The organism is Yersinia sp. FDAARGOS_228 (genome assembly GCF_002073315.2).
Lineage (GTDB): Bacteria > Pseudomonadota > Gammaproteobacteria > Enterobacterales > Enterobacteriaceae > Yersinia > Yersinia intermedia.
The window spans coordinates 1666724-1681057 of sequence record NZ_CP020409.2; the positions used below are offsets into that span (position 1 = coordinate 1666724).

The window sequence follows — 14334 nt, forward strand, 5'->3', positions numbered from 1 at the left end:
GATTTTAAAAAGTGGATTAAGCTGTAATTATCAGCGCACAGTTTATCAGTTAAGTGAGATATTCGGGTAGCTCAGCAAAGATAATGCGTAATGTGCCGCAGTTCATACGTAATCAATTGCATCTACTGGCAGGAGCCGGTATCACTGTTTGTATTACATGATCAGGGGGATAACATGTCCGGGATCGATTTTAAGCAGAAAATCAGTTTTCAGCGGCCGTTTGGTAAATCCAGTTCGGCAGAAGATGAATATGACATTACCCGGGTATTTGAAAGTGATCGCGGTCGGATTGTTAATTCTGCTGCCATTCGGCGTTTACAGCAAAAAACGCAGGTCTTCCCACTGGAGCGCAATGCCGCTGTCCGCAGTCGTTTAACCCATTCGTTGGAAGTGCAGCAGGTGGGGCGCTATATTGCCAAAGAGATCCTTAATCGGTTTAAGCAAGATAAAAAAATAACGGCCTATGGGCTGGATAAGCTGCTTGATCCCTTTGAAAGTATAGTGGAAATGGCTTGCCTGATGCATGACATCGGTAATCCACCTTTTGGCCATTTTGGTGAGTCAGCGATCAATAACTGGTTTACAAAACAGATGGACCCTAACGGCGGTGGTGCTGAACCACGTGGCAAGGATCATTGTCAGGTTAACGCGCTAAGGCTGCGGGAAGGGGAAACAGAGCTTAATACTCTGCGCAGTAAAATCCGCCATGACCTAAGCCAGTTTGAAGGTAACGCACAAGCCATTCGTTTGGTTTACAGTTTATTAAAACTGAATCTGACTTATGCTCAAGTGGGCTGCATTCTTAAATATACTAAACCGGCTTATTGGTCAGATGATATTCCTGCTTCTCATCACTATTTGATGAAGAAACCAGGATTTTATCTTGCTGAAGAAGATTATGTTAAAGATTTACGTCGCGAACTCAATATGGGGGAGTTCAATCGTTTCCCTCTGACATATATTATGGAAGCTGCGGATGATATTTCTTATTGTATTGCTGACTTAGAGGATGCAGTAGAAAAAAGTATTTTCAGCGTTGAACAACTTTATGATCATATGATGCAAGAGTGGGGCGAAGTTACCCATGGCGACTTGTTTGATAAAGTTGTTGGTGGCGCATTCCGGCAATTAGGTCGTGGGCAAGGCCGGCGCAGTTCGGAAGATCAATTCTTTATGTATTTACGGGTAAATACTGTCGGGAAATTAGTTCCTCATGCGGCACAACGGTTTATTGAAAATTTACCCACAGTATTTTCTGGCTCGTTTAATCAGGCATTGCTAGAAGATTCCAGCCCTGCGTGTAAATTACTGCAAATTTTTAAAAAGGTGGCAGTAAAACATGTTTTTAATCATCCCGAAGTAGAACAGCTTGAATTACAAGGATATAGAGTTATTAGTGGGTTGCTTGATATTTATAGCCCGCTATTATCTATGCCGCAGGCGGCCTTTACACAGCTTGTAGCAGAGGACAGCCACCGCCAGTATCCAATTGAGACTCGATTGTTCCATAAATTGTCCACTAAACATCGTTTGGCTTATGCAGAATCGACAGAGCGGTTACGGAATTTATCGCCAGAACAACATGAGATATATGAATATTATTATCGTGCTCGCTTAATTCAGGATTATATCAGTGGTATGACAGACCTTTATGCCTACGATGAGTATCGGCGGTTGATGGCTGCGGAATAGTATGCAAGTAAAGTAAATTGCCCGTTTAATTAACTGTAGTTTTGTAAAGACGGACAATATTTTTTACTATTCCAATTATTGGTTCCGTGAACTTCATCCCCCATATTTAATCTTACTATGCATGACGGCTATATCCTTCTTACTTGGCATTGCGCGTAGTGAGCAGCTTTCGTTACTTGCCCCCCTATCATTGAGCATTAGTTAACTCATTGGGGGTCACCCGATCGCTGGCTTGCTGCTACGTCAATGGTTTTGGATATAAGTCAGTTATACCCTTACGTCCTTGACGCTGCCGAGTTGTCAGCTGCAACTTCAATTTCTTTGGGTATATATACCATTTATTAACTCATTATTAATTGTACAGCGAGAACCAGAATACATGAAAAAAGCAACTTTAGTGTTAAGTGCATTGGCATTGAGCATCGGTTTAGCCATGGGGCCGGTTTCTTCTGCTATTTCGGCAGAGACGGCGTCTTCTAGCAGCCAGCAGCTCCCTAGCCTGGCGCCAATGCTAGAGAAAGTGATGCCTTCTGTTGTGAGCATCAACGTGGAGGGGAGCACCCAGGTTAGCAATGCAGGTGCAGGTGGCGTGCCACCACAGTTCCAGCAATTCTTTGGTGATGACTCTCCGTTCTGTCAGGACGGCTCACCGTTCCAAGGCTCCCCGATGTGTCAGGGTGAGCAGGGCGGTAAAGGGGGAGCTCCTGGCAAGCAGGATTTCCGGGCACTCGGTTCAGGTGTCATTATTGATGCTGCCAAGGGTTATGTCGTCACCAATAACCACGTGGTAGATAATGCAACTAAAATCAGCGTCAAACTGAGTGATGGCCGTAGCTATGAAGCAAAAGTGATCGGTAAAGATCCGCGAACTGATATCGCGTTATTGCAGTTAAAAGATTTTAAAAATCTGACGGCAATTAAAATCGCAGATTCTGATAAATTGCGCGTGGGTGATTATACCGTCGCTATCGGTAACCCATATGGTCTGGGCGAAACCGTAACATCCGGTATCGTGTCTGCTTTGGGGCGCAGTGGTCTGAACGTGGAAAACTACGAAAACTTTATCCAGACTGATGCCGCAATTAACCGCGGGAACTCCGGTGGTGCATTGATCAATCTGAACGGTGAATTGATTGGGATCAACACTGCGATCCTGGCACCGGACGGCGGTAACATCGGTATTGGTTTTGCTATCCCAAGTAACATGGTGAAAAACCTGACATCTCAAATGGTTGAATTCGGTCAGGTTAAACGTGGTGAGCTGGGCATTATGGGCACTGAGCTGAACTCTGAGCTGGCCAAAGCCATGAAAGTTGATGCGCAGAAAGGTGCCTTTATCAGTCAAGTCTTGCCAAAATCTGCGGCGGCTAAAGCCGGGATAAAAGCTGGTGACGTTATTGTTAGCATGAATGGTAAAGCCATCAATAGCTTCGCAGGTTTCCGTGCTGAAATTGGTACTCTGCCAGTAGGCAGTAAAATGACCTTAGGTCTGTTGCGTGACGGTAAACCTGTCAATGTGGAAGTGACCTTAGAGCAGAGCAGCCAAACTCAGGTTGATTCCGGTAATCTCTATACTGGAATTGAAGGTGCAGAGCTGAGCAACTCTGATGTTAATGGTAAAAAAGGTGTGAAAGTTGATAGCGTGAAAGCCGGCACTGCCGCTGCACGTATTGGCCTGAAAAAAGGCGATATCATCATGGGGATTAACCAGCAGCCAGTTCAAAATCTGGGTGAGCTGCGGAAGATCCTTGATACCAAACCATCAGTACTGGCGCTGAATATTCAGCGTGGTGATACTTCACTCTATTTATTAATGCAGTAATCGGCATTAATAACGCCAAAAGGGCGCAGTTCATTATGACTGTGCCCTTTTTTATGCTGAAGCGGAGGTGTGCTAAGCAGTACCTAAATAGCTTTTGGCCGCATAGCGAACATTCTCTATCTCATCTAATAATTCCAGCCATTCAGGTTGTAAGTCTTGTAAATCAGTTTGTTGACGCAATTGCTGCTCAATTGTCATGCACAATTGCTTCAGCCGTGGCACTCCGCTACACGCACAACTGCCATGGAATTTATGAATTAGGTTCAGAATGTCGTTGTCATGATTGCCTGCCAATATAGCCTGCACGCTACCTACCACTTGTGGCATAAATTCTAATAACATCATTAAAAGGTCTCTGGCGAGAGCCTCTTTATTGGCAGCTTGCCTGACTGCCAGTGACCAATCTATTGCTCCCTCACATTCAGATTGAAGTGCCAACAGGTGATCTGCCTCTGCTGGAAGGGGGGATGAACTATCGTGCTGAAAGCGGGAAAGTGCCTGTATCAATCGGGTTTCATCAATCGGTTTTGCCAGATAGTCTGCCATCCCCAGTTTTAACAACTGTTCTTGCTGGCCTCTTACGGCGTGGGCGGTGACGGCAATAATGGGGGTATCCAGATGATGGGACATCTGATGAATGACTTCGCTGGCACGGATACCATCAATTTCAGGCATTTGAATATCCATTAAAATGATATCCAGCGTATTTTCTCGGGCATAGGCAATGGCTTTCGCGCCACTGTCACACAACACGGTCTCTTCGACCTGTTCTTCAAGCAGGGTGCCAATGAGTTTTAGGTTAGCTGGATTGTCGTCAACTGCCATCACCTTAAACGGTAATTTAGCCGGTTTATCCGTTTGTTCCACTACGGGGGATTCAGCATGGGGTTCTTCAGACAACAGCAATGGAATTAATCTATTTGATGACAAGGGTTTGACCAGACAAGCTTTGGCACCCATCTGTTTAAGTTGCTCGGCCTCAACCTGTGACTGACTGGGCAGGGCCAGAATCACATGTTCGGAAATTTTCAGTGCCGCGACCAGTTTATCTTGATGAACCGCCATATTATTACGGAACGGAATGGGTACCCCAACCAGCAGGAAATCATAATGTTGGCGCGGTAATTGCGCTAATGTCGGGCTATGAGTGACCTGCAAGGGCGTGACACTCAGAATATCTAACGCGGCCCTTGCTGCACAAGTATTGCGCTCAATATAGGCTAGCGTTTTCCCCTCTAAGTACGACATATCAGGATGGCGATAAGAGACTGTTTCGTTAAGATCCAATGTGAGATGGAACCTAAAGGTTGAGCCGCGATCCACCTGACTGTAGAAGCTGATATCGCCCCCCATCTCTTTGACCAATCTTTCGGTAATGACCAACCCAAGGCCGGTTCCTCCGTGTCGGCGGGAGATACTGGCATCCGCTTGACGAAAAGCTTGGAATAGCTGGGCCTGCTGTGACTCGGAAATACCAATGCCCGTATCGTGAATTTCTACTACCAGTGTGACTTGCTGATCCGTTTTAGCCTGCACGGCAAGCAGAATATCAATATTGCCCTGTTCGGTGAATTTAATCGCATTACCAAGCAAGTTCGTGACAATTTGCTGCAAACGCATTGCATCCCCGACGAGCTGTTCGGGGACATCATTATTTACATGCAGTGTCAGTTCTAGCCCTTTCTCATGTGCGGTGTGTGCCAGCAAGATAATGACTTCATCCAGTGCACCACGCAGAGGGAAGGGGATGTGCTCAAGAATGAGTTTTTCGGCTTCCAGTTTGGAAAAGTCCAAAACATCGTTAATGATGCATAACAGGTTGTTAGCTGAGCGTTGGATAGTCTGCAAATAGTCTGTTTGCGTTGGCGTTAGCGAGGTTTTCAACGTTTGACGTGTAAAGCCAATAACGCCATTTAGTGGAGTTCGCAGTTCGTGGGACATGTTAGCCAGAAACTCAGACTTAATACGTGCGGCTTCCTGTGCACGTTTTTTTGCCAGCCCCAGCTCGACGTTTTGTATCTCCATCTGTTCCAATGTTTCGCGTAAATCTGACGTGGCCTGATCGATATTTTGTTGCATCTCTTCGTGATAGGCCGCCAACGACATCGCCATCGAATTGATACCATTTTTCAGAATGTTCAGCTCACCGAGCATATGCCCTTCGACCCGGCTATCCAATTGCCCACGGCGGATACGGTCAACAGCATTCACCATGTTACGGATTGGGCCAGTCACATCCCGCATCAGGCGATAAGCAAACAAAATGGCCACACACATGCAAAACAGCAGCAGCAGGGTTGAGATAAAGATCTCTTTGTATTGCTGTAAACGCACCGATTGTAAATCCAAATCTATGGCGATATAGCCGAGCGGCCGATGGGTTATATCCGCATCCGAGGCTCTATCACTGGATAAGTTGGACTCCGAGACAATAGGCATCCGCATAATCAGCGAGTCGCCACGATAAGAGAGCATCAGCGAATCAGGGATAGAATCGCCTTTGGGTAACCTTAATTGTGAGGAATTGTAATTATAGTTAGATGTGACAAAAAGGTTGTTATCTGCGTCGAAAACGGATATTGACCGAACAATGTTCGAGTGACGGCGATGAAGTAGATTAATCAACTGACGGACGGTATCGCGGTTGCGGAAGGTCATTCCATATTCACTGGCAACCGCCAGCGGTTCAATAATATTAGAACCAGCATTAACTATTTGTTTTTGAAGTTCATTGTAACGGTTAACCATAAAGGAAGTACTGAGTAACAGCCCAAGAAGCAGCGTGGGGGCCAGGATTAAAATCATCATGCGCGCGCGAAGACTGTATTTGGTCATGGTATTCCAATGTGGGAGAATTAGCAGCTTACAAAACCGATGCTTGATCAATCAATCAATATGGCGCAATTCTACTCTCCAAACCGACGTGTGACGACCCGACAAACGATAACTGTGACAGTAAATTCTCTTGATCCCTTTGGTCAGGGGGTTGCACGCGAGAAAGGCAAAGCTATTTTTATCCCTGGGGTTCTACCGGGGGAGCAAGCTGAAATTGAGCTGATCGAGCAAAAACGCCAGTATAGTCGCGGTAAACTTAAACATTTGTTGAACCAATGCAGTGAAAGAGTGACTCCTCCTTGCCCTCACTTTGGAATTTGTGGAGGCTGTCAGCAGCAGCACGCTTGTAGCCAGCTACAGCAAGATAGCAAAGCAGATTCGCTCAGGCGGCTGCTTGTTAACGCGACGGGGGCTTGCCCTGCATTAGGCCCGGTTATCTGTGGGCCAGAGTATGGTTATAGGCGGCGAGCGAGGTTGGGTTTACTCTATCAACCCAAACAGCAGCGATTGCAAATGGGTTTCCATCAAACCGAATCTCACGACTTGGTTAGTGTAAAGCACTGCCCTGTCTTACGGCCTGAATTGGAACGACTGCTACAGCCGCTTTATCAGTGCTTATCTGCCTTGCAGGCTGTGCGCCGGTTAGGGCATGTGGAACTGGTGCTGGCTGATAATGGGCCGTTGCTGGTTTTACGTCACCTTGATACCCTTAATGACGTAGATCGCGCAGCGCTAACTGATTTTGCCCAGCGGGAACGGGTTGCCATCTATCTGGCCGCTGACAGCGAGAATCTGGAAAAACTCGTTGGTGAGGATCCCTATTACCAAATAGACGGTCTACGCTTAGCATTTCATCCACGGGATTTTATTCAGGTTAATGATACGGTCAACCAACAAATGGTGGCCCAGGCTCTGGCATGGCTTGATGTACAACCTGACGAGCGGGTACTGGATCTCTTCTGCGGTATGGGTAATTTCACGTTGCCGTTGGCAAAGCGTGCGCGTGAGGTTGTCGGGGTGGAAGGAGTTGCGGAGCTGGTGGCGAATGGGCAGTATAATGCGCAGAGCAATGCATTAGCCAACGTGTCATTTTTCCATGAAAATCTTGAATCCGACATCAGCCGCCAGCCGTGGGCGACACAAGGATTCGATAAAGTATTATTAGACCCCGCTCGCGCAGGTGCTGCCGGGGTGATGTCACATATAGTCAAACTGGCGCCAAAGCGGGTGGTGTATGTTTCGTGTAATCCCACTACGCTGGCACGGGATAGTCAGGTGTTGTTAGCCGCCGGTTACCGTCTTGCTCAGGTGCGAATGTTGGATATGTTTCCCCACACCGGGCATCTTGAATCTATGGCGCTGTTCATGCAGGAGCCAGGGGTCGCAAAGTAGGGAGAAGTTATGGTTGCGGTACGAAGTGCACATTTGAATCCGGCGGGTGAGTTTGCTCTCGACGATTGGATCGCCAGCTTGGGGCTTCCTAATCCGCAGTCAGGTGAGCGATTGGCCGAAACCTGGCGTTACTGTGAGCAACAGACGCAAAACCATCCTGATGCCTCGTTATTGTTGTGGCGCGGCCTTGAAATGGTTGAAATTCTTTCCACTCTGAGCATGGACAACGACAGTATGCGCGCGGCGCTACTGTTCCCACTGGTGGATGCCAATGTGGTGGATGAAACCACCCTGACTGAGCAATTTGGCAAGGGTATCACCTATCTGGTGCATGGCGTGCGTGATATGGACGCTATCCGCCAGTTAAAAGCCACTCACAACGACTCCATGAGTTCTGAGCAAGTGGATAATGTGCGTCGTATGCTGCTGGCGATGGTGGAGGATTTTCGCTGTGTGGTCATTAAGCTGGCTGAGCGTATTGCCCATCTGCGTGAAGTAAAAGATGCGCCGGAAGATGAACGGGTGCTGGCGGCTAAAGAGTGTTCCAATATTTATGCCCCGTTGGCTAACCGCTTGGGTATCGGCCAGATTAAGTGGGAGTTGGAAGACTTCTGCTTTCGCTACCTACATCCAGATGAATATAAACAAATTGCCAAATTGCTTCACGAACGCCGTATCGATCGTGAACAATTTATTGATGACTTCGTGGCTTCATTGCGCAAAGCAATGGCTGATGAAGGTATCAAAGCTGATATTTATGGCCGCCCCAAGCATATCTACAGCATTTGGCGCAAGATGCAGAAAAAATCGTTGGCCTTCGATGAGTTATTCGATGTGCGCGCCGTGCGAGTGGTGGTAGAGCGTTTGCAAGACTGCTATGCCGCATTGGGGATTGTACATACCCATTTCCGTCATTTGCCTGATGAGTTTGATGATTACGTCGCTAACCCTAAACCCAATGGCTACCAGTCAATTCATACTGTAGTCCTCGGGCCGCGTGGGAAAACGCTGGAAATTCAGATTCGTACCCGCCAGATGCATGAAGATGCTGAACTGGGGGTTGCTGCTCACTGGAAGTACAAAGAAGGTGCAGTGGCGGCAGGTCGTTCTGGCTATGAAGGGCGTATTGCCTGGTTACGTAAGCTGATTGCCTGGCAGGAAGAGATGGCAGATTCCGGCGAGATGCTGGATGAAGTGCGCAGCCAGGTATTTGACGACCGGGTCTATGTGTTTACCCCGAAAGGCGATGTTATTGATTTACCTGCCGGTTCGACCCCACTCGACTTTGCTTACCATATTCACAGTGATGTGGGGCACCGCTGCATTGGTGCTAAAATCAGTGGCCGAATTGTGCCGTTTACCTATCAATTGCAGATGGGTGATCAGATTGAAATTATCACTCAGAAGCAACCCAATCCAAGCCGTGACTGGCTGAATCCTAACCTCGGTTACGTCACTACCAGTCGTGGGCGATCTAAGATCCATAACTGGTTTAGAAAACAAGATAGAGACAAGAATATTCTTGCCGGTCGGCAGATGCTGGACGACGAACTAGAGCATATGGATATCAGCTTGAAAGAGGCTGAGAAGCTACTGGTTCCGCGCTATAACATGAATTCGATGGATGAAGTGTTGGCGGCCATTGGCGGCGGTGATATCCGCCTAAACCAGATGGTTAACTTCCTGCAAGGCAAACTGAATAAGCCCACAGCGGAAGAGGCTGATTTAGAAGCATTACGTCATCTGAATAATAAGCATCAGCCGCCACCACGTAACGCCAGCAAAGACAGCGGGCGTATTGTGGTCGAAGGCGTTGGCAATCTGATGCACCATATCGCCCGTTGCTGCCAGCCTATCCCCGGTGATGAGATTATTGGCTTTATCACCCAAGGGCGGGGGATATCCATTCATCGTGCTGATTGTGAACAACTGGCTGAATTGCAGTCTCATGCGCCAGAGCGGATTGTTGATGCGGTTTGGGGCGAGAGTTACTCCAGTGGCTATTCATTAGTGGTGCGAGTGACCGCCAATGATCGCAGCGGTTTGCTACGTGATATCACCACCATCCTGGCGAACGAAAAGGTTAATGTACTGGGTGTTGCCAGCCGCAGCGATACCAAAAAGATGGTAGCTACCATCGATATGGATATCGAGATCTACAACTTGCAGGTGCTGGGTAGGGTATTAGCCAAGCTGAATCAGTTGCCGGATGTGATAGATGCCCGTCGGCTACACGGCAATTAATTTTTTTGATCTGGACGGCTACTGCGCTTTGGCATATTGATATTGGGCAGTGCTCGCCCTCCTTACGTACTGCGTGTACGCTCCGGGGGCTGTGCGCTGGCTGCAATCAATCTGCCTGCGCTCGCTACGCCTCGAATTTTAAAAAGCAAAAAAGTGAATAAATTGAGATGACCCAGCCAGTAACTACCCCTGACTCCACCGCCTTAGCCCTGCAACGTCTGTTGGACATTATGCGTACCTTACGTGACCCGGAGCACGGCTGTCCGTGGGATCGTAAGCAGACATTTGACACTATCGCGCCCTATACATTAGAAGAAACTTACGAGGTGCTTGACGCGATTGCGCGTAAGGATTTTGACGATTTACGTGATGAGTTAGGCGACTTGCTGTTCCAGGTAGTGTTTTATTCTCAGATGGGGCAGGAACAGGGATTGTTTGCGTTTGATGATGTTTGTCATGCCATCAGCGATAAACTGGAGCGTCGTCACCCGCATGTATTCCCTAATGCGGCGCTAAACGCCACTGACGTAGCGATTGGCAGTGAGGCTGCGCTAGCGGGCTGGGAATCGCGTAAAGCCGAGGAAAGGGCGGAGAAAGCTCTGTATTCGGCACTGGATGATATTCCCGATGCACTGCCGGCATTGATGAAAGCCCATAAAATCCAAAAGCGCTGCGCGGCGGTTGGTTTTGATTGGGACACTCTTGGCCCGGTGCTGGACAAAGTCTACGAAGAGATCGACGAAGTGATGTTCGAAGCGCGGCAAGCGGTGGTGGACCAAGATAAACTGGGTGAAGAAATTGGCGATTTGCTGTTTGCTACGGTTAACTTATCGCGTCATTTAGGCCATAAAGCTGAAAATGCCTTACAAGCTGCTAACCGCAAGTTTGAACGGCGTTTTCGCCAGGTAGAACAAATAGTTATACAATCAGGTCGGACCATGGAGAGCGCCACGCTGGAAGAAATGGAAGCGGCCTGGCAGCAAGTTAAAAAGCAAGAAACTGAAATTTAAGGTGTTTTAATTCATTTGACCGATGGTTGTTGAATTTTAATTGCGTTAATATATTGAATTATAACGGATAGCGAGACGATGTTCCGCGCGGTTTTGGGCGCGAAAACGGCCACTGGCGCGGAGATAGTTTGTAGCGAAACCAAGGTTCGAGTATACTACTTTCCCGTCTTGGTTCTTCCATCGTCTTTAAACCTAAACTCTCAGGTTCAGCATGACAACTAATTATATTTTTGTGACCGGCGGGGTCGTATCCTCTCTGGGTAAAGGCATTGCCGCAGCCTCTCTGGCGGCTATACTTGAAGCCCGTGGCCTCAAGGTTACTATGATGAAATTGGACCCATATATTAACATGGATCCAGGCACCATGAGCCCGACTCAACACGGGGAAGTTTATGTCACCGATGATGGTGCTGAAACCGATCTGGATTTAGGTCACTATGAGCGCTTCATTCGCACTAAAATGACCCGTCGCAACAACTTCACCGCTGGTCGTATCTATTCCGATGTTCTACGCAAAGAACGCCGTGGCGACTACTTAGGTGCAACCATTCAGGTTATTCCTCATATCACCAATGCTATCAAAGAGCGCATCGTTGAAGGTGGCGAAGGCTATGATGTGGTATTGGTTGAAATCGGCGGTACCGTAGGTGATATCGAATCCCTGCCATTCCTCGAAGCCATTCGTCAAATGGCGTGGGAAGTGGGCCGCGAACACAGCCTTTACATGCACCTGACGCTGGTTCCTTATCTGGCGGCGGCTGGTGAAGTGAAAACCAAGCCAACACAACATTCGGTAAAAGAGCTGCTGTCCATTGGTATTCAGCCCGATGTGCTGATTTGCCGTTCTGATCGCGTAGTTCCTGCTAATGAACGCGCTAAAATTGCCTTGTTCTGCAATGTGCCAGAAAAAGCGGTTATCTCGCTAAAAGATGTTGATTCTATTTATAAAATCCCAGGGCTATTGAAATCACAGGGCCTTGACGATTATATTTGTAAACGATTCAGCTTAACTTGTCCTGAAGCAAATCTCGCAGAATGGGAACAGGTATTATACGAAGAGTCGAATCCAGGTGGCGAAGTGACCATTGGGATGATTGGCAAATACGTAGAATTGCCGGATGCCTATAAATCTGTGATTGAAGCGCTCAAACACGGTGGGCTGAAAAATCGCCTAACGGTGAACATCAAGCTAATCGATTCGCAAGATGTAGAAACGCGCGGCGAAGAGATGCTGAAAGGGCTGGATGCTATTCTAATCCCAGGTGGCTTTGGCTACCGTGGTGTGGAAGGCAAGGTTCTGGCGGCGCGTTATGCCCGTGAACACAATATTCCTTATCTGGGCATTTGCCTGGGTATGCAAGTTGCACTGATGGAGTTTGCCCGCAACGTAGCGGGGATGGAAAACGCAAACTCCACAGAATTTGTGCCAGACTGTAAGTATCCGGTGGTTGCATTAATCACCGAATGGCGTGATGAAGACGGCAACGTTGAAGTACGTACGGAAGATAGCGATTTGGGCGGTACCATGCGGGTGGGTGGGCAGCAATGTCACCTGATCGAAGGTAGCCTGGTACGTCAGATGTATGGCGAACCTACCATCGTTGAGCGCCATCGTCATCGCTATGAAGTAAACAACATGTTGTTGAAGCAGATTGAAGCCGCCGGGTTGCGTGTAGCAGGGCGTTCTGCGGATAACAAACTGGTGGAAATTATCGAGTTACCAAACCACCCGTGGTTTGTGGCTTGTCAGTTCCATCCAGAATTTACTTCGACGCCACGTGATGGTCACCCGTTGTTCGCCGGCTTTGTTAAAGCGGCTGGTGATTATCAGAAGCGCCAGGTGAAATAAAATATTTGATAGAAGGGGCGGCAGCGATGTCGCCCCCTCTGTCTGGAGTTTTAGTTTAACTTGTACTGAGGAAAATCTAATGTCCAAAATCGTTAAAGTCATCGGTCGCGAAATCATCGACTCCCGTGGTAACCCAACTGTAGAAGCTGAAGTTCATCTGGAAGGCGGTTTTGTTGGTTTGGCTGCTGCACCATCAGGTGCTTCTACCGGTTCCCGTGAAGCACTGGAACTGCGTGACGGTGACAAATCCCGTTTCCTGGGCAAAGGCGTTCTGAAAGCCGTTGCCGCAGTAAATGGCCCAATTGCTCAGGCAGTTATGGGTAAAGATGCTAAAGACCAGGCCAACATCGATAAAATCATGATCGATCTGGACGGTACTGAGAACAAATCCCAGTTTGGTGCTAACGCCATTCTGGCTGTTTCTCTGGCAGCAGCGAAAGCAGCAGCAGCGTCTAAAGGCATGCCTTTGTACGAGCACATTGCTGAACTGAACGGCACCCCAGGCAAATTCTCTATGCCACTGCCGATGATGAACATCATCAACGGCGGCGAACATGCTGATAACAACGTTGATATTCAAGAGTTTATGATTCAGCCAGTAGGCGCTAAAACTCTGAAAGAAGCGGTTCGCATCGGTTCAGAAGTGTTCCATACCTTGGCTAAAGTTCTGAAGTCTAAAGGCATGAACACAGCGGTAGGCGACGAAGGCGGTTATGCACCAAACCTGGGTTCTAACGCCGAAGCACTGGCTGTTATCGCTGAAGCGGTAAAACAAGCAGGCTACGTGTTGGGTAAAGACGTTACTCTGGCTATGGACTGTGCGGCATCTGAGTTCTACAAAGATGGCAAATATGTTCTGGCTGGCGAAGGCAACAAAGCGTTCACTTCTGAAGAGTTCACTCACTTCCTGGAAGACCTGACCAAACAGTACCCAATCGTTTCCATCGAAGATGGCTTGGACGAATCTGACTGGGCTGGCTTCAAATACCAGACTGAAGTTCTGGGTGACAAAATCCAACTGGTTGGTGACGACCTGTTTGTAACCAACACCAAGATCCTGAAAGAAGGCATCGAGAAAGGTGTTGCTAACTCTATCTTGATCAAATTCAACCAGATCGGTTCTCTGACCGAAACTCTGGCTGCTATCAAGATGGCGAAAGATGCAGGTTACACCGCGGTTATCTCTCACCGTTCTGGCGAAACCGAAGATGCTACCATTGCCGATCTGGCAGTAGGTACCGCAGCAGGCCAAATCAAAACGGGTTCAATGAGCCGTTCTGACCGCGTTGCTAAATACAACCAACTGATCCGTATCGAAGAAGCGCTGGGCGACCGCGCACCATTCAACGGTCTGAAAGAAGTGAAAGGCCAGTAATTACTGTGCTTTACCTTTCGTAAAACAGTTTGTTGATAAAACCCGCCTTAATAGGCGGGTTTTTTTATGGCATAGGGCGGTTAAGCCTCGGTAATATGCTGGCCGTGCGTTGAGG

At 48.0% G+C, this 14334-nt stretch carries 8 protein-coding genes; 7 read left to right on the forward strand and 1 reads right to left on the reverse strand.

The genetic code is table 11. The features are described 5' to 3' along the window. Positions 1-174: 174 nt before the first annotated feature. Entirely contained in the window at positions 175-1692 is a 1518-nt protein-coding gene (gene dgt / locus A6J67_RS07590; protein ID WP_032905552.1) for a dGTPase, read from the forward strand. 379 nt (positions 1693-2071) lie between these two features. After that, positions 2072-3514 (forward strand): serine endoprotease DegP, encoded by a 1443-nt coding sequence (gene degP / locus A6J67_RS07595; protein WP_042568542.1) that lies wholly within the window; start codon positions 2072-2074, stop codon positions 3512-3514. A gap of 72 nt (positions 3515-3586) precedes the next feature. On the opposite strand, the gene barA is transcribed toward degP, so the two are convergent. Then, positions 3587-6349, reverse strand: coding sequence for a two-component sensor histidine kinase BarA (gene barA / locus A6J67_RS07600; protein WP_032905479.1), 2763 nt, complete (start codon positions 6347-6349; stop codon positions 3587-3589). 60 nt (positions 6350-6409) lie between these two features. On the opposite strand from barA, the gene rlmD reads away from it, so the two are divergent. From rlmD to eno, 5 genes are all read left to right on the forward strand, one after another. Next, entirely contained in the window at positions 6410-7741 is a 1332-nt protein-coding gene (gene rlmD, locus A6J67_RS07605; RefSeq protein ID WP_050296841.1) for a 23S rRNA (uracil(1939)-C(5))-methyltransferase RlmD, read from the forward strand. A gap of 9 nt (positions 7742-7750) precedes the next feature. Next, positions 7751-9985 (forward strand): GTP diphosphokinase, encoded by a 2235-nt coding sequence (gene relA, locus A6J67_RS07610; protein WP_005181587.1) that lies wholly within the window; start codon positions 7751-7753, stop codon positions 9983-9985. Between the two features lie 167 nt (positions 9986-10152). Further along, positions 10153-10995 (forward strand): nucleoside triphosphate pyrophosphohydrolase, encoded by an 843-nt coding sequence (gene mazG, locus A6J67_RS07615; protein WP_050296842.1) that lies wholly within the window; start codon positions 10153-10155, stop codon positions 10993-10995. A 211-nt stretch (positions 10996-11206) separates the two neighbouring features. Next, positions 11207-12844, forward strand: a complete 1638-nt coding sequence (pyrG, locus tag A6J67_RS07620) for a glutamine hydrolyzing CTP synthase (RefSeq protein WP_005181590.1) — start codon at positions 11207-11209, stop codon at positions 12842-12844. A gap of 79 nt (positions 12845-12923) precedes the next feature. Then, the gene (eno, locus tag A6J67_RS07625; RefSeq protein WP_005181593.1) at positions 12924-14219 is read left to right on the forward strand and encodes a phosphopyruvate hydratase; all 1296 of its coding nucleotides are present in this window, start codon (positions 12924-12926) and stop codon (positions 14217-14219) included. The last annotated feature ends 115 nt before the right edge of the window (positions 14220-14334 follow it).

Excerpts from the sequence above, each read along its gene's own strand:
- relA (WP_005181587.1), top strand. The coding sequence starts at position 7,751 with ATGGTTGCGGTACGAAGTGCACATTTGAATCCGGCGGGTGAGTTTGCT.
- eno (WP_005181593.1), top strand. The coding sequence starts at position 12,924 with ATGTCCAAAATCGTTAAAGTCATCGGTCGCGAAATCATCGACTCCCGT.
- rlmD (WP_050296841.1), top strand. The coding sequence starts at position 6,410 with ATGGCGCAATTCTACTCTCCAAACCGACGTGTGACGACCCGACAAACG.
- mazG (WP_050296842.1), top strand. The coding sequence starts at position 10,153 with ATGACCCAGCCAGTAACTACCCCTGACTCCACCGCCTTAGCCCTGCAA.
- degP (WP_042568542.1), top strand. The coding sequence starts at position 2,072 with ATGAAAAAAGCAACTTTAGTGTTAAGTGCATTGGCATTGAGCATCGGT.
- barA (WP_032905479.1), bottom strand. The coding sequence starts at position 6,349 with ATGACCAAATACAGTCTTCGCGCGCGCATGATGATTTTAATCCTGGCC.
- pyrG (WP_005181590.1), top strand. The coding sequence starts at position 11,207 with ATGACAACTAATTATATTTTTGTGACCGGCGGGGTCGTATCCTCTCTG.
- dgt (WP_032905552.1), top strand. The coding sequence starts at position 175 with ATGTCCGGGATCGATTTTAAGCAGAAAATCAGTTTTCAGCGGCCGTTT.